This is a genomic window from Sinanaerobacter chloroacetimidivorans (genome assembly GCF_018128545.1).
GTDB classification, from domain to species: domain Bacteria; phylum Bacillota; class Clostridia; order Peptostreptococcales; family Anaerovoracaceae; genus Sinanaerobacter; species Sinanaerobacter chloroacetimidivorans.
This window is the reverse complement of the sequence record NZ_JAGSND010000001.1, coordinates 159679-182625: the sequence shown is the minus strand read 5'-3', so window position 1 is coordinate 182625 and position 22947 is coordinate 159679. Positions and strand designations below refer to the sequence as shown.

26 protein-coding genes are annotated in these 22947 nt (G+C 49.2%); 1 reads left to right on the top strand and 25 read right to left on the bottom strand.

Going from position 1 to position 22947, the window contains the following annotated elements:
* Positions 1-10 precede the first annotated feature (10 nt).
* The 13 genes from KCX82_RS00970 to KCX82_RS00910 all read right to left on the bottom strand — a co-directional run bounded on the left by KCX82_RS00970 (position 11) and on the right by KCX82_RS00910 (position 12168).
* A complete protein-coding gene (locus tag KCX82_RS00970; protein ID WP_465250614.1) occupies positions 11-238 on the bottom strand; it encodes a helix-turn-helix domain-containing protein in 228 nt (75 codons plus the stop codon).
* 46 nt (positions 239-284) lie between these two features.
* Positions 285-2102, bottom strand: coding sequence for a type IV secretory system conjugative DNA transfer family protein (locus tag KCX82_RS00965; RefSeq protein ID WP_227016562.1), 1818 nt, complete (start codon positions 2100-2102; stop codon positions 285-287).
* Positions 2103-2201: 99 nt separating this feature from the next.
* Entirely contained in the window at positions 2202-2801 is a 600-nt protein-coding gene (locus KCX82_RS00960; protein WP_227016561.1) for a GNAT family N-acetyltransferase, read from the bottom strand.
* A gap of 83 nt (positions 2802-2884) precedes the next feature.
* The gene (locus tag KCX82_RS00955; RefSeq protein ID WP_227016560.1) at positions 2885-3826 is read right to left on the bottom strand and encodes a DUF3991 and toprim domain-containing protein; all 942 of its coding nucleotides are present in this window, start codon (positions 3824-3826) and stop codon (positions 2885-2887) included.
* A 17-nt stretch (positions 3827-3843) separates the two neighbouring features.
* Complete coding sequence (mobP3, locus tag KCX82_RS00950) at positions 3844-6708, bottom strand: MobP3 family relaxase (RefSeq protein WP_227016559.1); 2865 nt, start codon at positions 6706-6708, stop codon at positions 3844-3846.
* 102 nt (positions 6709-6810) lie between these two features.
* Positions 6811-7629 carry a YecA family protein gene (locus KCX82_RS00945; RefSeq protein ID WP_227016558.1) on the bottom strand — a complete coding sequence of 273 codons (819 nt, stop codon included), beginning with the start codon at positions 7627-7629 and terminating at the stop codon, positions 6811-6813.
* An 8-nt stretch (positions 7630-7637) separates the two neighbouring features.
* Positions 7638-8162, bottom strand: a complete 525-nt coding sequence (locus KCX82_RS00940) for a hypothetical protein (protein WP_227016557.1) — start codon at positions 8160-8162, stop codon at positions 7638-7640.
* A 114-nt stretch (positions 8163-8276) separates the two neighbouring features.
* A complete protein-coding gene (locus KCX82_RS00935) occupies positions 8277-8564 on the bottom strand; it encodes a hypothetical protein (RefSeq protein ID WP_227016556.1) in 288 nt (95 codons plus the stop codon).
* Between the two features lie 74 nt (positions 8565-8638).
* Positions 8639-9184 carry a ribbon-helix-helix protein, CopG family gene (locus tag KCX82_RS00930; RefSeq protein WP_405127654.1) on the bottom strand — a complete coding sequence of 182 codons (546 nt, stop codon included), beginning with the start codon at positions 9182-9184 and terminating at the stop codon, positions 8639-8641.
* 243 nt (positions 9185-9427) lie between these two features.
* On the bottom strand, positions 9428-9688 hold the full coding sequence (locus KCX82_RS00925) for a DUF6103 family protein (RefSeq protein ID WP_227016555.1): 261 nt from the start codon (positions 9686-9688) through the stop codon (positions 9428-9430).
* A 16-nt stretch (positions 9689-9704) separates the two neighbouring features.
* Entirely contained in the window at positions 9705-10616 is a 912-nt protein-coding gene (locus KCX82_RS00920; RefSeq protein WP_227016554.1) for a DUF6329 domain-containing protein, read from the bottom strand.
* 13 nt (positions 10617-10629) lie between these two features.
* Positions 10630-11643, bottom strand: a complete 1014-nt coding sequence (locus tag KCX82_RS23320) for a C40 family peptidase (protein WP_227016553.1) — start codon at positions 11641-11643, stop codon at positions 10630-10632.
* A gap of 51 nt (positions 11644-11694) precedes the next feature.
* Positions 11695-12168 carry an SLOG family protein gene (locus KCX82_RS00910; RefSeq protein ID WP_465250613.1) on the bottom strand — a complete coding sequence of 158 codons (474 nt, stop codon included), beginning with the start codon at positions 12166-12168 and terminating at the stop codon, positions 11695-11697.
* A gap of 211 nt (positions 12169-12379) precedes the next feature.
* Here KCX82_RS00910 and KCX82_RS00905 point away from each other — a divergent pair, with 211 nt between their 5' ends.
* The gene (locus KCX82_RS00905) at positions 12380-12715 is read left to right on the top strand and encodes a helix-turn-helix domain-containing protein (protein ID WP_227016552.1); all 336 of its coding nucleotides are present in this window, start codon (positions 12380-12382) and stop codon (positions 12713-12715) included.
* A 26-nt stretch (positions 12716-12741) separates the two neighbouring features.
* On the opposite strand, the gene KCX82_RS00900 is transcribed toward KCX82_RS00905, so the two are convergent.
* The 12 genes from KCX82_RS00900 to KCX82_RS00845 all read right to left on the bottom strand — a co-directional run bounded on the left by KCX82_RS00900 (position 12742) and on the right by KCX82_RS00845 (position 22947).
* Positions 12742-13266 carry a gamma-glutamylcyclotransferase family protein gene (locus KCX82_RS00900; RefSeq protein WP_227016551.1) on the bottom strand — a complete coding sequence of 175 codons (525 nt, stop codon included), beginning with the start codon at positions 13264-13266 and terminating at the stop codon, positions 12742-12744.
* A gap of 9 nt (positions 13267-13275) precedes the next feature.
* Positions 13276-14328, bottom strand: coding sequence for an amidoligase family protein (locus KCX82_RS00895; RefSeq protein ID WP_227016550.1), 1053 nt, complete (start codon positions 14326-14328; stop codon positions 13276-13278).
* 283 nt (positions 14329-14611) lie between these two features.
* Positions 14612-15001 carry a hypothetical protein gene (locus KCX82_RS00890; RefSeq protein ID WP_465250604.1) on the bottom strand — a complete coding sequence of 130 codons (390 nt, stop codon included), beginning with the start codon at positions 14999-15001 and terminating at the stop codon, positions 14612-14614.
* Between the two features lie 101 nt (positions 15002-15102).
* Positions 15103-16980 carry a group II intron reverse transcriptase/maturase gene (gene ltrA, locus KCX82_RS00885; protein WP_465250603.1) on the bottom strand — a complete coding sequence of 626 codons (1878 nt, stop codon included), beginning with the start codon at positions 16978-16980 and terminating at the stop codon, positions 15103-15105.
* Positions 16981-17735: 755 nt separating this feature from the next.
* Positions 17736-19235: a VirB4 family type IV secretion system protein gene (locus KCX82_RS00880; protein WP_465250602.1), complete on the bottom strand. Its 1500-nt coding sequence runs from the start codon at positions 19233-19235 to the stop codon at positions 17736-17738.
* Between the two features lie 14 nt (positions 19236-19249).
* On the bottom strand, positions 19250-19843 hold the full coding sequence (locus KCX82_RS00875; protein ID WP_227016548.1) for a hypothetical protein: 594 nt from the start codon (positions 19841-19843) through the stop codon (positions 19250-19252).
* Positions 19840-20103, bottom strand: coding sequence for a hypothetical protein (locus tag KCX82_RS00870; RefSeq protein ID WP_227016547.1), 264 nt, complete (start codon positions 20101-20103; stop codon positions 19840-19842). The genes KCX82_RS00875 and KCX82_RS00870 overlap by 4 nt, the downstream gene beginning before the upstream one ends.
* A gap of 64 nt (positions 20104-20167) precedes the next feature.
* Positions 20168-20485: a 4-oxalocrotonate tautomerase gene (locus KCX82_RS00865; protein WP_227016546.1), complete on the bottom strand. Its 318-nt coding sequence runs from the start codon at positions 20483-20485 to the stop codon at positions 20168-20170.
* Positions 20486-20601: 116 nt separating this feature from the next.
* Positions 20602-20979 (bottom strand): DUF7768 domain-containing protein, encoded by a 378-nt coding sequence (locus KCX82_RS00860; protein ID WP_227016545.1) that lies wholly within the window; start codon positions 20977-20979, stop codon positions 20602-20604.
* Between the two features lie 16 nt (positions 20980-20995).
* On the bottom strand, positions 20996-21898 hold the full coding sequence (locus KCX82_RS00855; RefSeq protein WP_227016544.1) for a conjugal transfer protein TrbL family protein: 903 nt from the start codon (positions 21896-21898) through the stop codon (positions 20996-20998).
* 45 nt (positions 21899-21943) lie between these two features.
* Positions 21944-22372: a hypothetical protein gene (locus tag KCX82_RS00850; protein ID WP_227016543.1), complete on the bottom strand. Its 429-nt coding sequence runs from the start codon at positions 22370-22372 to the stop codon at positions 21944-21946.
* Positions 22373-22386: 14 nt separating this feature from the next.
* Positions 22387-22947, bottom strand: coding sequence for a DUF4259 domain-containing protein (locus tag KCX82_RS00845; RefSeq protein WP_227016542.1), 561 nt, complete (start codon positions 22945-22947; stop codon positions 22387-22389).

Sequence of the window (22947 nt, the reverse complement as noted above, 5' to 3'; positions counted from 1 at the left end):
GGTTTTGCAGCTACACTTCCTTCAGTGTGTAGAGCAGGCTGCTCTTGCCGCCGTTGTCGCGCCAACGCTGCTTCTTTATCAGCAGTCCCGCCTGCGTCAAATCGGCGATGGCCCGCTCTACTGTCCTGCGGGAGAGGTTTAGCTCGCGAGCAATGGTACCGATGGCCGGATAACATTGCCCCTGCTGATTGCTGCGGTCTTTCAAGTACATATACACCACCTTTGCTCGGTGCGGCAAATCCGCGGCATAAATTTCAGAGAAATATCCCAATACAAATCACCCCCTAATCGGTTCGCAGCGGCGGACGCTGTAATGTGCTTCGATGCTCTTGCTTTTCCGGTGCTGGTGTGTGGAGCTGACCGGCAGAGGTGGAACTGACAAGCGGCAGCCGTGGATCCTCAAGTTCTTCATACTCGTCGCAGTCATCTCTGCGACGCAGAATTTCCTGCTCCAGCTCAAAGCGGTCAGCGTATACCACCGGCCTTGTGGCCTGCTCGGCCACCTCGTACGCATCACCAAATCGAATGCCCCATTTGAGGAACAGCGGGAGCTGCGTTTGCATGGGGCAGGTTCCGGTCTTTGCAAGGATAAAGTGTCCCTTGCGCAGTGTTTTCAGCTCATCCGGGGACATCAGCGGACGGCTTATCATCTGCAGGCTTTGGCTGGGATCATTTTTGCCACGGCTGATGGAGCCGGACAGCACCGTGCGGTTGCCTAGTGCTTTAGAGAGGATATCGGCACTCTCGGAGTTAGGGGCAAAGCCGCCGAACAAAATGTCTTGGCAGTTGTCTATAATAATGCTGGAACCTTCTTTGCCGTAGTTTTTTTGGAGCTGCGCAAAGCTCTGGATGATGGGTACCATGGAAATTCGGCGAGAGCGTCCGGCGCTGAACATCATTTCCATCGACTCTATCTTCGGGATGGTTCCAATTTCATCGGCAAACACCATGACACGATTCGGCAACTTGCCGCCTTGCTCGTCAGCAATGGTAAGCATCTCTCGGTAGAGTTGCTGTAGGAACAGCGACACCATAAAATATTTCGTGTTATCTTCCTCCGGCAACACAATAAAAATGGCTGACTTGCTAGTGCAGAAGGTTTCCGTATCCAGTGTACTGTCAAAGCACAGAATCTGTTCCATCTCGGAGTCCAGAAACGCATTCAGCCGGGACATCGCCGTGGACAGCACGGAGGCCATCGCCTGATCGGCACTGTTGAGCGCTGCACCTGCAAACCACTTAGCCTTGTGGGTAGGCGGTAGCTTGTCCATAAGGAGTTGGAAGAGGCTGCGATTTTTCACCGGCGAAGGAGCAAGCAGATCTTGGATCAGCTTGAACACCGAAATAATATGGCGCTTTTCAGGTGGACAGAACTCCGCAATCAGTAGTATCACAGACGCCAGCAATCCTTCAGCCGCATCGTAGAAAAACGCATTTTGTCCATAACTGCTTGCCTCCGCCCCGTCTGAGCAGATGATAGTTTTAGCGGTAATCTTGGCATATTTCTCGGCCTTGGCCTTTGCCGCCAAATTCTCTGGGTGCGCCTGATACTCGTCCATGTATTTATTCACCAGCGTCAGGATGTTGTCACCATCCGAGCGGGTGGGGTTTCGCAAATCAAGCACAGAAATGTTGTAACCGTAGCAGTCTTTGGCAATTCCTGCGTAATTGCGGAACAGATCGCCCTTGGTATCCGTGCAGAGCCAGCTCATGCCGGAGGCACAGGCATATTCGAGGTTTGGATATAAAAAGTTAGCAGTTTTGCCGACGCCTGCCGCACCAATCATCAGACAGTGGATATCGCCACTATCCACCAATGCGGTAATGACCGAGCCGTGCTTCTTATAGCCAACCACCAATCCTTGCTCTTTCGGCAGAGCATCACCGTGACGCCACCTCTCCGGCTCGTAGAGTACCCGCGCGTAGGTGTCCTTGATTTCTTTCTCGGTAGCAAACCTGGCTGTACCATGCTGACCATCACCCACGGTCTTAGCCTTGATGCCGCTCAGAGTATAATAATGCGCCAGCAGGGACAGCCCGCCAATCACGGCAAACATCCCAAGGCCAACGCAGATGAGTAAAACGATTTGTTGTGTCTGCATTTTTTCTCCCCTCAGGCATAGAAAAAAGCAGCCGATTTACTCGACTGCTTCAGTTAACTTCTGATTTCTATTCAATTCGACAAACTGGAAGTTGCCGTGTTATTCTATATGATACTTGTCTTGCAAAAGACCGCGAATATCATTGACATTGATAATTGCGACTGGTTTTTCAGGATGGCTTCCAATCATTTTTTCCATCCACACCATATTATACCACCGACCAAATTTATATCCGCATTTATGAAATTCTCCGACCAGAGAATAGCCGATATGTCTATGAAACTCTACACTGTTTTTTGTCAGATACTCATCATCCGTCTCAGGGTAGCCGATACAGGCATTCAAATTGATGATGTGCATTTCCTTCAGAATACACTCCATCGCTTCGTAAAGCTTTCGCCCAACACCTTGTTTGCGTTTGTCCTGCTTCAAATAGATCGTCGTTTCAACCGACCAATCGTATGCTGCGCGTCCAACAAAACTTCCGACATACGCATACCCGACAATTTCGCCGCAGCATTCCGCCACGATGTACGGATATTTTCTTTGAATGGCATTCATGCGTCTCCAAAACTCTTCTGTTGATGGAACTTCGTATTCAAAAGTAATCGCCGTATCCAAAACATACGGTCTGTATATATCAACCAAAGCCGCCACATCCTCAGGTTTTGCAAATCTAATATTAATATTGTCGGTCATTATGCATCATCCCCTCAAATTCCGATTTTTGTTCTGCTGTTAGTATACAGCAATCTGTCACATAGGTCGAGTGAAACTTGGTTTTATATCATCACATATAGCGCTTGCTTGCTATGCTCCTGTTCAGGCATCTGTGCTTCCTGCTTCATCGCTTTTAAATCTTCATTCCAATCCTTCTGCTGCGGCAAAAGTGAGAATACCTCGCCATATCCCTTTTCTGCAAGAATACCGATGAGCCGCTCCCGTGCTTTCAGACCGGCTTTATCATTGTCAAGACACAGTCCAATCTTCTGCACCTGCGAATTCTCCGCCAACAGTTGAAGCAGCGCATGCTCTGCCAACCCACACAGCGACACATAGCTGTTCTGTTGCCAATCATTCTGGTCCATCGAAATAAAGGACAGCATATCAATAGGAGCCTCAAACACATAGACGATATTGCCCTTTCCGGTGTAATGAAAGCTGTACCGAGGATCACAGCCATCCACGTTGCCTTTAAACGGATCGCCCTGCGTATAGGTTCCGCGCTTGTGGGCATGACGGGCAACACCTTTTGAATCACAGCCAATGAACACAACATTATGATACTTGACATCCTCATAGATTAGCTTGGCATGAGCGAAGACAGACACCACATTCGAGTCAAGACAGCGCGTCTTGATTAGATAGGCGAACACCCGGCGCATATCGCTGTTGGCCTCTGGCAGCACAAACGGTTTCGGTTGCTCCCGCTGTCGTTGTTCACTGGGGCGGTATGCCTGCCCCTGCTCGCCATTCAAGAGCATGGTCATCGCATCAGGAAAGCTCCTGCCGTAGAACATTTGCACAAAATCAATGGCACATCCGCCTTTCTCAGCGGCGTGATCATACCACTCGTTTCCGCGCACCGTAATGCTGTGATCACTGACCAGACGCTTTTCTCTGCCGGATCGGATTAATTTCTCTCCCTGCCGGATGAGAAAGTCCTCTAAATCCACAGCGTTTGCCCGTTGCTTCTGTTCATCAGTAAAATAAACATATCCCATGTAAGAAACACCTCCTGTCAATAAGTTTGTTGTTGTATAGTCTCATGGTCATCTCGTTTGTGACCCTGTGCCTGTTTTTTCTCTGCCAGTTTACGGCGACGCTTCCGATCGATGTGAAATGCCGAGCCGCCCGTAGCTTTGCGATAGTCCTCCCGGAACAAATTTTCCAATCGGTGCAGCAGTTTTGTTGCTGCAAGGAAAGTCGAAGGATTGCGGAAGGAGTCCATGTGATCAAGCAGGAACTGTGCGTAGATATTTCCCTGTGCGGCGGATGCCTCTAAAAACAGAATCGCTTTGTCCTTATCACGAGGGGCATCATGGCCACAAAGGTATAGCTTGCCGAGAGCATATTGTGCATATTGGTTCTCCTGCGTTGCCGCTTCCTCCAGCCAATGAATAGCTACATCCACATCCTTGGGCAGATGCTCTCCTGTCAGATACAACTTACCGATCTGATACTGTGCATACTGATTCTTCTGATCGGCGGCCTTTGCGAACAGCTCCACCGCTTTGCTAATGTCCTGCGGCGCATCTTCACCAGTAAGATACAGTTTGGCAAGAGCATATTGTGCGAACTGGTTTCCAGCATCCGCAGAAAGGGATAGCCACTTGATGGCAGTCTCCACATTTCTGGGAATATCCTCTCCTGACAGATAGATCCTGCCGAGCTGATACGCTGCAAACTCATTCTTCTGTTCTGCTGATAGAGTGAACAGATTCACAGCCTTATTCATATTGCGCTGCACATACTCACCGTCCCGGTAGAGTTTTGCCAGCGCATACTGTGCATTAGCGTTTCCGGCATCAGCGGCCTTAGTTATCCAAGCGACCGCCTGCTCTAGATCGGTTTCACTTTCCAACCACAACTTTCCGAGAGCAAACAGCGCATTCACATTGCCCAGTTTGGCAGCGCGTTCCCAATAGTCTTCAGCCATAGCATCATCTTTATCTGTACCGATCCCGGTGTGGAGCATCTGGCCAAGGCGGTATTGCAGCTTATCGTCATGGCTGTTCTGCTCTAAATAAAAAAAGCCGGTAAATGCATCTTGGAAATGCATCCCGGATTGCTCTATATTCTTTTTTGTGCCAATCCCATCCCGGCACATTTTCGCCAACTCATAGCTTGCGTATGGGTTTCCTTGCTCTGCGGAACAGCCATAGAGGTAAAACGCCTGCTCATAGCTTTGCTCCACACCCTGACCGTGATAATATAATCCAGCCAACGAGTATTGCGCGTACCTGTGGTTGGCAGCGACCGCCTCGGAAAACCATCGGGCTGCCGATTCATAGTCCTGTTCTGTGCCAAGTCCAGCAGCGAACATTTTACCGATACGGTATTGGAGATAAGGACGCTGTTTTTCTTTGGCCGTCTGCTCTAAAATCTGAAACGCTACCAGTGCTTTGGCGTACCAGTCCTGTGCAGCGGCATTATCAATCTCCCTGCCAAGGCCGTCTGCCAACATTCGTCCAAGGTCATGCATGGCCATAGGGTTGTCGGATTCCGCTTCCTCCAAAAATAGCGCAAACGCTTTCTCAAAGTTCGGTTCCGTATCCTTATCACCAAACAGGATTTTCCGGGCTTCCTTGTATCGGTCACTCCACATCGTGCTGTGCTCGTCGTTGCCTGAAGAACGGCGGTAGCTTTCAGGCAGTGTCCCATCTGGTTCCAGCATCTCCCTATCCTCCGACACAGATATTTCCATCAATTCCGCTGGATTGACTGCTCCCTCCGATTCCAGCGCATCTTCATCTTCAAATGTAAAATGGTGACCGCCAAGCTTCATTGCCTCGGCGATCACCATGTTTTTGATACTCTTAAATTGTGGCTGCAGAGATAAAGGCGGCAGGGGCGGTGCATTTTTCTGATAGGTCAGCAGCACCTCGTTGTTCCACTTACCCCATGCCTGATATAACGCAGCTACACGCGTATCATTGGCCAGACCGTCCACGATCTGGTCAATCAGATTCTTCACATCCCGTTTGAGATACCCATACACTTTTTTGCCGCTGGTATTTTGCAGCCGGATGGAAAGCTGCTCCATCTGCTGTTCAATCTCCGGGTTGACCAGTGTGCTGAAGTGGAGTTCGTCCATCAGCTCTCGCAACACATCAGCAGCTCCGTTTTTCAGTTCTGTGCGAACTTGATTTTGTTCCTCATAGATGTGCGCAAAGTCCTGACGAAAAATATCATGTGCCAACTCCGAACGCATGGCTTCAATAGACTTCTCGGTGAGAAAACCATCATTGTCCTTTACAGAGTAAACCATCAGATGCACATGGGGATGATGTCCCTCGTTATGAAAGGCAGCATACCAGCGCAGGTTCTCGCTGTCGATCTTCATGTGCCTGCACAGCATGGCTCGTTTTGAGCGCAGCAGCGACATCCATTGTTTAGCGCTGTCGTAGCCAAGTCTTGCTGCATCCTCCCGGCGCAGTGATATCACATGAGTCCAGACTGCGCCTTTGTGGTTCATCGCTTCCTGCTGCACCTGTGCCAGTACCACTGACTTGCCCGCATCGGTGAACAGGCCATGTTCACCTACACGCTCCACGCGAGGACGATTGGCAATGTAGTCCACATAGTTTTCCCGCTTGCTGACGATATCAAGATTCTGCTCCAGTGTGCAAGAGATAAACTCGGAGGCGTTGCCGATAGTTGGCTTCAATAAAAAATCCGTGTACTCCAGCATCTCTATGGATGCCGGAATATCACGAAGCAGTTGACGAATGAGCTGGCATTGATTTTCTGTTGCAGGAAGTAGCCGCTTACTCTCATCTATTTTTTCTACACCCTCGCGGGTTCCGATGTAGCGCACATAGTTTTCAAGCTGGGCGGGAGGAGCATCCCGCATATACCGCGAGGTGAATATGATTTTTGGCATGGCAGGACTCCTTTCTGTGTTTTGGGTAAAGAAAAAAGCGACCACAGTTGTGATCGCCATCTGCAACTTTTGAATACGCCACCAAAGTCACTACGAGAGTTATTATTTCCAAGTGCCAACATATCGCACGGGAACAGAATCCTTACAACCATTTTCTAAAACGATACGATTATGAGCCATAAGTTCCTTTTTAGTTCCATAACAACATTTTTTATATTTTTCCCCTGAACCACATGGACAGGGCTTATTGCGTTCTGCGTGTGTGTATTCTGGTCGTAGGCGTGAAGATGTTTCTATATGCCAACTGTCATAAGGAGTATTAACACGCTCTGACAACAATTCAAGCACTTCATAATTGTATTCCATATCTTGTGGCCTAACAAAAGTATATTTATCAAACGGATTGGTGACAATTGCCATTCCCAGAAATTCCATATCGGTTATTTCATGACAACACAATTCACCCATATAAAGTTTCCCAATCCTATGCCCGCATCCACTACGAATAGAAACTTTTTTTCCACATATAGAACATCGTTCCCCTTTAATAATTGTTTCTCTGCTAAAAAAAACCTCATAGGGATACAGCTTTTCCCAATCCTTAATTTTCCCTTCGATGAATCCCAAATTATACTGTTCCTTGGTATAAACATAATTAGTTCTTAAAAAAGAAAATTCTATGTCGATACGCTCTAAAGTAAGCCATGATTCCTCGAATTTCTTATCCTTAATCTGAGCAAAAAATTTTATATATAGATTTTGAATATGAAAAATCTGATGCACACACCATATTTCATTAGCCAATTCTTCATTTCCGGAATTAATTGCGGTCTCTTTCAATATTCTAAGACTATCCGGAATGTCATTACTCAATGAAAGTTGCGGAAGAGATAAGCTCTCTTTTACTTCTGTTAATGTCATATTTTCACCTATTTAAAAATCGTTTCATCTATTGTTTTCATTGCCATTTCAAAGTTCTCAATAGATCCACTGTAAGAAATCTTTTTTGATTTTTTATCTTTCTCCACAATAATATTCACTTCTGCATTTGTGTTTTCTGCAGATTTATTGCGGTTTTTTATTTTATCATATAAGTATGCAGCAATTAGCGAAGTGGCTGTCGGAAGTATAACCCATTGAACGATAAGTGTAGCGACAGTAATTAAATCAGCATGTAATTCGATACGCTGAAAATCTTCATCGCTCACACAGATATCAACAACTACGTTATCACTCTTATTATCTTTCACATAGGTGAAAAATTCTTCTGTACATTCTGGAAAAAAACAACCTCTACGCTCCCGAAACATTTCTTCAGGTATAAGAAGAATATCAGCTTTTTTAAGTTCACCTAGACATTCTGTTGGGATATACTCCTTACTGTATACAGCATCAAAAGTCAATTCACTATCTTGCACATCGAGAGTATCTTCGTCGTTAATCCAATGCTTCATTATGCACCTCCGTAATCATGTCTTTTATTAATTATACCACCTCTACTGACAAAATTCATCACCAATATGCCAAACAGCCCCTGCTTTCGCAGAGGCCGTTCAACATATATTCTCTTACAGTACACCCAGCTTCTTCAGCAACACCACGCAGTCTTTTGCTCCCTGCACATAGAGATGCTTGCACTCGTGGTCAGCAATCAAATTAGTTTTCACCAGATAATCCTCCAGCACCTGACGATCCTCCGGAGAGAGTGCGGACAAGATATCCTGCCGCTGGCGAGACAACTCAGCAACCTGTGTGTAAATCTGCTGTTCTTCCTCGACACAGGTTTCCCTACGAACAAGCAGTGCGTTTTCAGTCATCTCTGTAATGACCATCTCTAAAATTTCTTTCTTAACCATAGTAGACCAACTCCTTTTTCAACACACTATAAACGAACTCAGTGTAACAATCCCAATAAATATTTTCTCACAATTTAGGTTTCACGTTTCTGATATTTATATGCGCTCTCGAAATCAATCGCACCATTGATGCGCTTGACCTCGTCGAGACATTTTAAGTGTAACTTGTGCAGATCATCCTCATCAACATCATGCGTGTACGAAATCACATGACACAGCTTGGATAGTTCCACTGCCAGTTTGAAATCCATTCGTGCCAACCGGTTCTCGCTGTCCTGCACCGTACCCATGATGACGGAGGACAGAGATTGTAACAAATAATCTTCCGCTTTCTTCGATGTGAGGAACCCAAGGTAAAATCGCAGTGCATCCTCAATCAGCTCCGTGCGGCTCTGGACAGTAGCGTCTGCGATGTACTGGTCGGCCAACTCCAGTAACTCTGTGTCCACCCGGACGGAAAATTTAGTTTTGTCTGCGTTTCCGCTCATTTCATTCCTCCTTTTATTGGTGATTTCTTCTGAGCCACCCATGATCCTCCTGACACACGGACGTTTTCTGCATGGAAGCCACCCATTTTGGGTAAAAGCGGATTGTTGGGTGGCAGAGCGCAATCCCCGCACGGCTTTGCCGGGCGGTGTTCTCTTGGCGATGGGGCTTCTTGAAGCCACCCGCCCTTTAACCTGCACACTTTTCGACCCTTCATTTCACCCCTAAAATCCAGCCGCAGCAAGGGTTTTTAGCCCCTTTAGAAGCTTACCGCCAAACCGGTCCAACGCGGAGCAGAACCTCCGCAGGGGTACACGGGCTACCTCGCCCTCGAAAAGCGCACACGCGGCGTCACAGGGGCCGACACATGGAGACGGTCATCTTTCGCCCTGCTCGGAAAGATCAGTGGTGCGGGCGGCAGGGCGAACCGGGCGGCGTGAACGCTCCTTTGCTCCAGCCTCACGGGCAACCCTATCGTCGATATACTCGCGAGTTGCCTGCGGAACGTACTTGTCATATAGCTTCTGTACAGTATCGTTCAGCTCGGCCTGCAGGTCAATATCTCTTTTGCCCATGTGGAAAGTCAGTGCGTCCATCTTTTCCATGTTGAAGGTAATAGTCAGCGTGGTATTTTTCATATGCGTGTCCTCCATTTCATAGCTTCATTTCTGGTGACTGAGACGGAGTTTCCTCCGGCTGCGCCACCCATTTTTCATAGTTTTCTTCCGAGCAGTAGCCTGCAAGCATCATGGAAAAAGCACGCAGGCGAGACGGTTTCACTCCTTCTAGATCAATCTGGTGACCATAAAACCCTTCGTAAACCTGACACACCCGTGCGTCCAGCACATCGGCCCAGTCCTGTTTTCCAGCATCGTTCAGGGTATCAGCGGACAACTCCACGATGGTGGCAGGTTCGATTTCCACGTCCTTATGGAGCAGATGAACATTTTCCATCGGCGTTTTGAGCAGGTCGCGGAGCGTCTGTCCGGCAGGTGCTTCTGCCGCTTGCCCCTTCAGGCAGTTGGGGCAAAAGTCGAGGTAATAGACCACATCAAAGCAGTCATCTCCGATGGTCAGGTCGGCCACCTCCGGTCGGCTGCATAACATATCGCCCAGCATCTCCTGTAAAAATGTTTTTTCTGTTACGCAGAGGCTGATCTTTTCCTCCAGCTCCGCGAAGCTAAAAACACAGTTGCCCTCACTAGTCTGGTTGGTGCCATCAGCAATAATAAAGTCAACGGCGGCAGCTAATTCCCGATTCATTTTTGCGAGGGATGGATAACGCAGAGCGGTAGCTTCGGGCACATAGGATGCATACCGGGCATAGTTGTAGCCCTCGCTTTCCACCAGAAGGCCGTCCGATCTGCCCTCGCCGGTGACCAGCAGGCAGTGGTAGACATCCATACTATCCTGCCACATCAGCCCTGCGTTCTCCGTGAGAAATTTTTGATCAGTCAGTGGTCTGCAAAGCATTCGCTCAAACTGTTCTGCTGGTATGGTCACGTTTTTTTCGATGACGAAATCCCGAAAGCGAAAATCCGGCTTGTGTTCAAAGGTTGTTTTCATTTTGGTTTTCCTCCTAACTTGGCAGGCGGCCAAAGCCATAAAAATGCTCCCGCCAGTAATTTGTGTCAATGTTGGTGTACTGGATCGGCGACCCACAATGCAACATTTTACCGTTGCCAACATAGATACCGACGTGGCTCACCGGCCCCGCACAGACATAGGTCTTGGTAAAGAAAATCAAATCTCCAGGCTCGGCCTCGTCCCGCGATACGATAGCGCATTGGTTGTAGATGCCGGTGGCCGTGGTGCGGGGCAGGTTGTAGACGCCGGACTGGGTGTAGACCCAGCACACAAAACCGGAGCAGTCGAAAGAGGTCTGGGGCGTGGAGCCGCCAAACACATAGGGGTAACCGAGAAACTGCTCCCCTTCTGCAATCAGGGCGGCGTAGCTACCGTCACCCATGGCCGCAGCGAGTGGCAGGCTATTTTCAGGGGATACCTGACCGTATTTTGCCAGCACATAGATGCGCTGGGCATTGGATTTATCTTCGGCAGTAACGCTCTGACCCAGCGCCACTGCGAGGTTTGCATACACCGTTTCGAGGTCTGGGATTGGGATAGCCACGGTATAAGTACCGTCCTCGCCATCATCCCGTTCCTCATAGGTGACGAAACAATCGGCGAATTCTCGGAACTCCCCCTCGTTCATCCGGGGCTGATCCGCGCCGAAGAACAGAGAATAAAAAATAGCTTTGACTCTGTAGGCATCCACCTCACCATCCTCGGCCATGGCGTTGATATCGGAAAGTGCCATGTCTAAATCGGTGAAGCTGCCCCTCATTTTTTCAATGTACATCCGATAATCAGATGGTAGTCTAGAAGATAAATAACCGCCGTGAAATGCTAAATCCACGGCGGCATTGTTGTGTGCAGTTGTGCCGGACAGCGCGCTCATGATGACGACCACGATTAAAATGAAGGGCGTCAGGATGGCGGCGACCACCGAAGCGATGGCCATCCGACCGCGTTTATCCGTGGCCGCAGCAAGAGTGGCCTTGACCGCCAGCACAGCGGCGGGTGCTGCCATAGGCAATTCCTCCTTTCGGAGCGCTGTGAACAGGCCCCAGTAAGAGGGACCTTATTCTTGCGCCATATGCAGTTGATTGACTCTGGTAATTTCCAATGTTTTGGGGTTGATCATGGTCAGGAAGCGATTCTTCTCCCGCGCCAGCATGACGGTCTGACTCGTGCCGCTGGGCTTTCCGTTCCACACAGCGATCACATAGGCACTATGTTCCACCATGTACTGATTCCGTTTTCGGAAGCAATCGGGGGTATACATACCTTGGATCATGGTTTCCGTATCGCACCGGCTGGCAATGTCGTAGTATTTCTCCCGTTGCGCTACTGCCCAATGGGCAGCCTGTTCCTCATGAGGGATGGCGCTTTCCAGTGTGATCTTCTGGTATTGCTTTTTGAGTTCCAGCACAACTTCGGCAGCGATCAGATCTGTGCCGATGGCCATGCCACTGATGAAATGGGTGACATTATTTTTCGTAATCAGCCGCTGGATTTCCTGCCGGAGTAGCACCTTCAGGTGAACACAACGCAGGTCTTGCTCGTTGTTTCCCCACGGCAGACTCCTCGGGCGATGCCCGGTAAAACAGCAGGTACTTCTTTTCTCCATGATTTCATTCCTCCTTATCCTCTGTTGGCGATGTCCATTATACTCTTTAGAGGTGTTTATATCAACTCGTTTGCTGATGTTTAACTTCAATCGAGTGGGATAAACTATCTTTATTGAGGATAAAGGTGGTGAAAACATGAAGAAGGATTTTGATGCTTCAATCGGAAAGCGTATCCGCGATAAGCGGGAAATGCTCGGATATAGCAGGGAACTTGTGGCGGAACAGGCAGAGATGTCGCCATCCTTTCTCGCCGATGTTGAATTGGGAGTAAAAGGTTTTTCGGCTTCTACGTTGATCAAACTCTGCAAGGTGTTGGGGCTATCGGCGGATTATATCCTGTTTGGAAATGAACAATCCATTGACTTTTCCAGTGCAGCAGAGCTATTGTCCGGTCTGGACAAAAAATATCTTCCTCACGTTGAGGAGCTGTTGGCTGCGTATGTGAAATCAATCCGATTATCCAACGAGTGAGCTGTGCCAATCTGGTACAGCTTTTTTCATTTTAGCCCCGTCCAGCCGCCGAATCCAAACAGTGATTGCTGCCCGGAGCTGCCGCGCTGCTGCTCCTGCTGGAGCATCAGGTCATAGGCATGGTTGATGGCGTCCTCTAACACCTGCGTGTCAAAACCGGAGGACTCATAGCCTTGCCAAATCACATCGGCGTAATAATCAGAGGGAATACCGAATTCATGACCCGGCGTCATCACATACACCATGGCCGAGACAGTTTTGCCGTTTAGCTTTACGTCCATCATTTCCTTTTCATACAAACGGGGATACCCCTCATAGCGGTCGAGGGCTTCCTCATCCTTCTGTCGAATTTTCCAAAGAAGCACCGGGACGGTGCTGCCCTCCTTCGGCTCCACCGTGGCTACCGCACCACGGCGGCCACCACGGAACAGCAGCTCATAATCCTTCAGCTCACTGACCCCAGCCACCTCGGCGGTTGGGCAGCGAAACGCCATCTGCGGCAGGTTAAGATTGCTGCCGTAAGCGATATACAGTGTAGGTTTTCTGCTCACGTTTCCTCCTTACATATGCATGACAAAGGCCGGGGCTTCTTCAGAAACCTCGGCCTGCTCTGTCTGTTCGATTGTGGGAACAGTTTCAGGCATGGCATGCACCTGCCGTGCCTGATCTCGCTCCTTTTCTTTTTTCTGCCTTAATCGTTCCTTTTGTGCTTCGGCCTGTGCTGGGTCACGCCATGCGATGCAGCCATCCAGACTGGCCAATAGATGCTGGCGGGCGGTGGCAAACTCATCGCCGTTCAGCCCCAGCCGCAGTAGCCATGTGCGAAAGGTGTATTTTTCATTAGTGGTCTGGGTTTTCCTCCGGCTAGCACAGGACTGGTTCAGCGCCTGTGCCCCAATAGCAAGACAAAACTGAACATACGCCTTGATTTTTCCAGCATGGAGCGTCCCATTGAACAACCGGAACTCCACCGTGCCTTTCTGGAATACCGAGTGCAAATTCAGGCAGTGGTAGCGGCTATTATCGTAATGAGTATAGCGGCGGCTGTCTCCGTCATACCAAATATGCTCCACACCCTCCAGCGACCGGGGCTTCTGACGGTTCAGCTCATCCAAAAACCGTTGCTCCACCGGTTGGCACCAGCGATTCTGGCGGGCAACGGAAACACCCAGCGCCTTGTAGATCAGATCCTCCTTGGACGCCATGATGTTGGTGATGTTGCGAAGTGTCCGGGCATCGAAGGGGGAAGCGTCAATATGCACATGGATGCCGCAGCTCTTGTTAGTGATGGCTCCGTTTTCCTTCAGCTTGCGGATGATTTCCTGAATAGGAATGATGTCCTCGTAGCGGCAGATGGGGCTGACCATCTCGGTTCTGTAGTCGTTATCTGCCGATATTGTGTGGCCGCAGTTTTTTTGCTGAGGGTCAATGCTTGCGTCACTCATAAATTTCCACTGCCGCCCATGACTGTCCAGTGCCGCATAGGTATCATAACCGGAACCAATGTATCTGGAGGAGCCGCCAAAATATGCGGCACACACCTCGGCGGCTCTCTGGCGGGTAATGCCGGTCATCTCGATTTCAATGCCGAAGCGTTGGTCTTTTAAATCCAATATATCACATCCTTTCTTGTACCCCTCAAGCAACGGTGTTATAATATAAATACAATATTCGTTTTGGAAAGACCGACCTCTGAGTCCTTGGCAGAACCACCAGCCAAACCCAGCTAAAGGGATAAAGGAGGGATGCGTTATGAGCATGAAACGTTTGATGAAGAAGGTACATTTTACAGGCATAACACTGAATATTGGATTTATCGGACTTAACTTTGCTGGGGGTTCTTCCAAAACGAATATGCAATAAAGGCTGTGCAGTTATTATGATTGCACAGCCTTTTTAACGCCCGCCAGCGTTACCGAACAGCTTCGCCTTATACTCCGGAGCATTGACCATCAAGTTATAACGTTCATTGCCACATTTGTAGAGGCACACCCCACGCTGGGGATAACGAATCAGATTGTACTCCGATTCCTCCAGCTGGAGAGTGTCGGTATAAAACCGGGCATCGATGCTGCCTGCATTAAACAGGAACTGATGCGTAGGGATGGAAAACAACGGCTTGGTGTACTCCTTCACGCCGTCCAGATTAAAATCTTCAAGGTTCTGACTTGCGATGATGACCGCCGAATCCTTCTTGCGCACACGCTTCATAAAGTTGCGGACATATTCCACGGCGGTCAAATTGGAGAGGAATGACGATAGGTAAGATTTTGATGTTATCTCCATCTTTTCCCCCGTCCCACACCGTGCATGATAGTTTCCCATCACACGGCGTTCCATCGGGAAATGTTTGTTGGAGTTACACAGCTTACAACTAAAAGAAACGTTTAGATAATTTCGGGGATTTCCGCCAACCGGCGGAATTTATCGAGTTTAGCCAGTTGCTTTTTATCCAAATTCAGTTCGGCAAGCAGGGCGTTCAGCGTTTTTTCTCTCGTGGCGTGTAGGAGTACGTGCACCCTATCCGCCAAAAACACGAGGTTTGCATATTTGTCTGTACCGCCTTTTTGCAAAGGGATAATATGATGGCAGTGCAGATGCCCAATTTCAAGATTTTCTCCACTGATTGCACATTTTCCGCACTGTCCGCAGTAAAGGGACAGGCGGTTGTCGTTAAACTCAATGGTTCTATCTCGAACTGGGTTGCGCATTAAAAATGTCAGGACGGCCATGTTGACCGTCTCCAATCTACTGTGTATACCAGCTCTGCCCTGGGGTGTATATTTGTTGACCGCCACCCGCAGCATACTGGGAGGGCGGTGCTTGATTGCACCAATCGGGGCGAGCGCCGTATCATACACATAGCGTATTTGCTGACTGTGTCCATACTTTTCTTGGATATATGGCAAGATATACTGGCCGCTTCTTTTCATGCGTTTCTTTAATCGTGCTCTTAGGCTCTTGTGGGCAGAATGGCTGATTTTATAGAAGTCCTGTGCTACGTGGGTCGCTATTTCATAGTAATTGTGAACGCCAATGACATAGGCGTTGTAGCACTCGACCGAAGCGTGTCCACTGCGATTACCAATGGGTTTTTGCACGCTCCTGATTTGCTTGTGCAGACTGTCTTTTATGCGCTTATCCGCTTTTTCGGTAATGTGAGATTTTACGGTGTATCTGGGCTTGCCACCCTTGGTCTTACCCTTTTTGTGCAGACGTATCTGAAAGCCAAGATATTCGGAATAGTGGCGTTTCAGGTTGGTGACACTGGATTTTTCCTCACTGATTTCCAAGTGAAGCCTATCCCATAGCCACAGTTTTGTGGCTTCAAAAATCTTGTCCGCGTCGCTGCGTTTTCTGCAAAAGATTTTGAAATCATCTGCATAGCGCACGAGGTGGCATTCCTTTAGATTGCTTCGCTCCCGGTAGGCTAAAAATACTGGTCCCTTATCCACTTTGCCGTTGTCTTTGCGGATGAAAGGCTTGTTGTGCTTGGGCGGCATTTCTTCCCATTGGCTGGCGATCCACCAGTCCAGCTCGTTCAACACAATATTTGAGAGCAATGGACTTAATATGCCGCCCTGCGGCGTGCCCTTTTCAGGGATACCAACATCTTTGATCTCCGCCTTTAACATAGCGGAGATGATGCACAGCAGCTTTTTATCGCGAATACCAAGCGTCCACATTTGCTTAAGCAGTTTTCCATGATTGACATTGTCGAAAAATCCTTTGATGTCAATATCTACAACGTAGGACAGATTATCGACCTGCATATATTTATAGACCTGCGCTATGGCGTGCTCCGTGCTCCTGTTGGGACGAAAGCCAAAACTCTTTTCATGAAATTTTGCCTCGCATATCGGCTCTAAGACCTGCAAAATACATTGCTGTATCAGCCGGTCTCCGAGGGTGGGAATGCCCAGTGGCCGCATTTTGCCGTTTGGTTTTGGAATTTCTGTTCGCCGTACCGTTTGCGGGATGTAGAAGTGGAGGCGTTTTCTCACATAATTTATGACGGTCTGCGGTTGCCATTTTTCTAAGTCTTGAATGGTTTTACCGTCTGTGCCTGCGGTTTTGCTACCGGAATTCTTCTTAATATTGCGGTATGCAAGCTGAATATTTTCCTCCGAAGTAATGATGGACACCAGATTTTTGAAATGCTTTCCATCCTTGCTGTCGGCGTACAGCCTGTCCTGCAACGCTTGAAGCCCGTAGTATTCCGCATTGCGCAGTTTCTGCCTTTTGGGTTTCTTTGTAGTCGTCAAAGTCGGCATCCTCCTTGCCCTGTAAAGAGCAGATGGAATTCAGCCTTTCTTAGTCCTACTCGAACCTTTGAATGCTGCGTGTTTCCTTGCTAATGTTTGCATTTCCCGACTACAGCCCATCCCTCCGCGGCTTATTGTCGCCGCTTCATTGGTACTATGGCTGCGCTTTTGGCTGGATAAAGGCAAGTTATACAGCGTTGAATGCCGATTTCCTTGCCAGCGCTTCTTTGCAGACAAATGCTCCACGCTCCAGCTTTTCCACGTTCCAATATTTCTATCTGTTCATACATACCCTTAGGCGCATCCTTTAAGCCTGTGTGCTTGAACCTGCCTATAACAGATTAAGGAGTTTCATAACCTTGTAATTTTACTAATCCTCACACACGCCGCCATCCGACGGCAACGGCTGTTAGCCGTTCACTCTTTTAGACCCGTACATTCGGATGTTCGTCAGTGCAATCCTGCACATTCTTGCCATAGATATCTTGTAGACCCCCGGCCTATCACTCACGACCACCTCTGGTTCGTTTTTGCCGTAACGATGTGTTGCTGGCACTGTCGATACAGCGAGTGTGTTCAGCCGACTTCGGCGTGCTGTGTCAGTCCCCGCGTTTGTCCACGGTTTCTTCCAACGCAGTCTCAGGGGGAGCGTTTCGGGACGTTACTCCGTCATTCCACTCCTCGAAATATTAGTTAGAAAACCTTGCGGTTTCCCGTCGTTTTTCCCTTGTGGCAGGTCTCCCCGCTATGCAAGGTTATTGGCGACAACGTGTCGCTTCACACAGATAGAATTCATCCAAGCTGGCAGCGGTGTTGCCCTCGGTCAACAACTCGTCGCTCATAAAGGAAAGCACGTTGAACAGCAGCGCATTTTTCAGGTTCCGGCTGGCCTGCAGCAAGCCCTTCACCCCGAAGGTGACAAAACTGGAATCAGTAATATTGGTGTAGCCGTTGAAGAATTTACTCTCCGCACCCACACACATAGAATTGAGGCCCAGCAGGATGCTCTGGAGCATTTCGGCGGTGTAAAGCTGCCGCTTGTTCTCATCAAAACCTTTGTATTCGGCCTCAAGCAGTGCATACAGATCGGACGGAATCGGGTAATCGGTCGGCCCAAGCTGGGTGAAATCGGTCTTATCTGACAGATTCCACTTTGCATAAAGCTTTTGTAGGATGATTTCGATGACGTCGATTTCCCGATCGGTAAAGTCCTTGTAGGTGCGAAAAAAATCTTTCAGAAAGCTAATGTGCTGGGACAGGCGAGATCTAATGCGGAAGGTCTGCGGCGCGTCTAAGTCCTCCGGACTGCCACTGTCATCCCATGTTTTAGGTTCCAAAAAGTTGATGATATACTCGCCAGACATAAGGTCGATAAAACAGCCACCGAGGTTGTTGGTCAAATCCTCGTACTCCATTTCGGGATCGAGGGCGGTAATCCGCATCCCAGATTCCCGCAGATTAGTCAGAATCAGCTTGAGCAGATAGCTCTTGCCCTGACCGGAGTTGCCAAGGATCAGGATGTTTGCGTTGGTTTTGTCATCGGCACGGCGGTTAAAGTCTACCAGCACATTGCTACCGAATTTATCACGCCCCACATAGAACCCCTGCGGATCGGTCTTGCCGGAATAGTTGAAGGGATAGAGATTGGCCACGCTGCTGGCTGGTAGCACACGCTCGAACTGATCGCGAAACAGATTCCAGCCAGTGGGCATCACGCACTGAAAGCCCTGCTGCTGGCGGAGCATGAGCCGGTCAACATTCAGCTTGGAGCGGATTAGCTCGGTCAGCACCTCGGTCTGCAACAGCTTGAGCTGATCGAGGTCGTGGGCGCACAGCTCCAGATAAACCGCCGCATGGAGCAGCGGCTCACGATTGCGGTGCATTTGCGCCACGATGGTGGTCACGTCCTGTAAATTGCTTTCGGCCAACACCGTTTGCTGTAAATCGTTGGTGTTGCTCCTGTCCATGCGGTTTTTGTTGGCGGCGTTGCTGATGATTTTCTTTTCTTCCACCGGGGTCACATGGCGGGTGTAGATGCGCAGGGTCACGCCGTCCTTTTCGCCGAGGTGCGACAGAATGGCCTGCTCGTCTGTGGCAGTGGGGTACTCCCGCAGCGCCCACACACAGCGATAGGTGTTACCGCAGATAAAATAGTCGGTTTCAAATTTGACAATGGATGGCGCAATCATATCCAGAAACTCCTGAATGCGCACATCTTCCTTTGCCGCCGCAGGGGCAGCTTTTGTTTGTTTCAAATGGTTGCCTCCTTTCAGTCCTCTGGAATAATCCAACGCTCCCCGTCGAAATCCTCAAAGCGCTCTGTAGTCACGTTCTGCTCGTAATAAACCGCAAGAATACGCTTGATGTCCTCATGGTCAGCTCGCTTTACGGAAAAGCCTTGCTCTTTGAGGGACTTTTCGATGCGGGCAAGGTATGGAAATACCTCCGATTCTTTCTCATCCTTCAGGCGAATGATGATGAGAAATTCGCGAGCAGTGGCCATCTGCACCTGTATTCGGTCGAGATGGGTCTGGTCTTTTTCCAGCAATCTGTGCACCACTGGATTGTTCTCCTTCTCCATGCGGGCGCGAAGAAAACGCTTGTTGTCCTCGAAGCTCTCGCGGCTGTTAAGGCAAAGCATTTCAATCTCGGCCACACCCTTCAACACCGTCATCAGGGCGTAGATTTTTGCCCCAACGCTGGCCTGCGACAGAACGGAAATGTTGGAGGGTTTGATGATAAAATACACCAGCTCGCCATGGACATAGGATACAAGGCTGTAATCGGTGACGGCCTTCACCCCAATAAGCTGGCGTGTGGATGCCCGCTGTCGGGCCTCTTTCTTCTCTGCTTTTTTACTCACTCGGTATACCTCCATTCATAAAGCTGCTGGTGGATAAACAAAAACGCGCAGGCATATCGGATAAAATCCAAAATGCTGGTGTCCTCAAAGCGGATCGATAGAAAGGCGAATACGCCGGTTAGCACCAGTGGTGGAAAAAAACCAGCCTGCGTCAGTGCCAAGATAGACACCACGGCGCAGATTCCGATGATGCCAATATCACGGAGCTGCCAAAGCCACAACGTAGCTTTGGACTTCAAGTTGTCAGGGTAAATATACAAAATTGCTCACCTCCAAGAGAAAAACCGCCGAAGCTCTGCGGCTCCAGCGGTTCATGCGATGCGATTATTCGTTGCTGCCAGCTTCGATTGACTCCGGTGGTTTGCTTACCAGAGCCTTCTCAATCAGGCCGATGACGAAGTCCTTTTGGCTCATACCCGTCTTAGTTAGATGGGCCTTGATGCGCCCGAACAGTTCCTCCGATACCTGAAATGCCAGCGTCCTTGTTTTGCCATCCATTGTTTTTCCTCCCATCTCAAAGTGTTCTTTGATGATCATTTCGACATACTCATTTAGTTTCAGCTCCATTTTTTCCTGTTCCTCACGCACTCTGGCGTGGAGGTCGGCAGTGATCATGGCACAGAGATTTTTGCGATTTTCCATGTGGTTTGACTCCTTCCTTTGATTCTTTTGCAAGCCAAGTATATCGACAATGTGAGGGAATAGCTATGACGATATCCAACAAGGATTTTGGCTCAAGTGAAGCAAATGTGCCAATGTTACATAGCCAATTGGGGTGATCGTTCCATGTGGGATTCTATCGGTTCCGGCGCTTCCTGCGGGATTTCCAGAACACGGCATACTGGGATTCCCTGCCATTCTGCAGCGTCCAGTTCTACCTGCATCCCGTGAGATATCCGATCACCGCACAGCCACAATTCATCACAGACTTCCAGCACCTGCAGCCCCATCTGGATACCGGCTTCGCGTTCTACGGGAACAGCATCGTTCAGTATCTGCGGATAGAGCAAGTGAACTGCCACCGGGGTGCATCCCTGCTCCACGGCGTAGCGGCAGGCGGTTTTAGCAAAGGCTACGTTTGATTCAATGTCCCCGGCATAAGGGGATGTGATGTAAACTAGTTTGTTTTCCTTCATCTGCTGATCAGCCTCCTTATTTTGCGACGGTCTGCACAACGGTGCGGGTCAGATTCACTGCTCCCTGTGCTGCGTAGACCGCACCCATCACGTTAGCACGAGTGCCGGTGTCCAGACCAAACTGTCCGGCGATGCGTGGGATTTCGCCTGCTGACAGCATTAGACCAAGCCCTAGTAATGCGTGGTCTTTGAATACCATAAGTCCGGCGATCAGGATCGTCGCCTGTAAAAACGCAGTCAGGCACAAACCGATGACCTGCTTGCTCCAGCTCACAAAACCGTCGATATACCCGCGTGGAATGCTGAACATATACAGACTGCCAACCGCGATCTGGATCAGAAGGATACCGCCCCGCTTCAAGTTGGCAAAGAACACTTTAATGATGGCATAGCCCATCATTATCAGTATAAAAATCATCAAGATTGGGCTGGTGATAGTATTCAGGCCGCCCAGCACACCGGCGTTAGCTGCTTGTTCCCATGTTCCCGCATCCTGTAATGAAGTAATAATTCCGGAAGCCACTGTTCCGAAATCCTCACCCAGTCCGGTGATTCCCGCCGTAAAGCCGCCCTGCAGAGTTACACAGAGCTTGTACAGCTCCACTGGCACCGTGGTAAACAACCCCACAGCCATAAAGCCCTTGACGGCATTGAGGGAGGTTTCCTTCACGCTACCTCGCCCGTTCTGGTACTCAATGCCGCACTCAAACACCGCCACCACAAGACCGACAGCGTAGAGCGCCCACGCCAGATAACTGAAAAAGAGAACAATGGACTGCACCCAGTTCAGCTCGAACAGATCTGCCCCCATATTTCCCATCTGCATAAAAAAATCGCCGAGAAACCCGACGATCTGGCCGTAGATCCAATCAATGATCTGCCCCAGCACGGTTTCGGCGACGAAGTCCCATATAAACACTTAATTTCTCACTCCTTTCCGACCAGAGTGCTGGCCTGCGCTATATCAGCACATTTTCTGCCCCATCTGCTGGCCCTGCACCGGCTCCTGAAACACATCCAAATAGGTCTGCACGGCGGCCTTGAGTTGCTGGCGGTCAGCTTCATTCGGCTGATACACATACCATTCAACCTTACCGTCGCACACCCATAAATGAGGCGATACCCCCTGTTGAAAGTTGGGATTGCTCACCTTTTTCATGCCCCACAGATCTCGAAAGCGCAGTAGAACGCTGTTGATTTCTCCCTCTCGTCGGTTGAGCAGCGTCACCTTAAGCGCTTCGTAATGGTCACCATAGTCGCAGGTAACAAAACGTGCTTTGACTCGCACCTCTTCATTCAGCCTGCCGTAGCAGGTGTTTCCGGTAAAACGGGCATTCACAAACACCACGTCATGATCAAAGAGCTTGCGCAACTCATTTTCAAAAGTAGTCATCTTTTTCTCCTTCTTCAGATGCTTTGCTGCATCGTCATACCCATATCAGTCTCCTGCTTTTCATTCGGCTCTGCCTTGGAGAACAACACCAGCGATTGCCCCTCTGCGGAAAGGACGCCATCAAGGCGGCCAATCAACACAGCCATGTGATTTTGCCAAGCATGCCAATCCTTTTTCTGAAACCAGCCGCCCCATTTTCGCCTTTCTTCCGCACCTTTCATTGCATAATTCAGGGTATCGCAAAGATAATCCCGAAGCCACCGAACTACTTCTCTGGTTGCTGTGAATGATGTGACTGCGCCAAATTTCTTTTCTTTTTCTGCCCATGCTCCGGCATTGTCCAGACTGTCGACCTCACGGTCAAGAAATTTTACTATAATTTCTGCCAGCGCCATCGGGCTAGTATGAGACTCGGCATTCATCACATCAGGAGGGGCATTCCAAGCGTCATGTTGCAACCCTTCGAGTATTTTTTCAAGCTCCAGCTTACCATCCTCTGGCAGATTCTCTCGGATAAAGCCCTTCGCGTCCAGACCTGCGTCCGATTCAAAAGCGGTGATTCCCCAACATCCCAT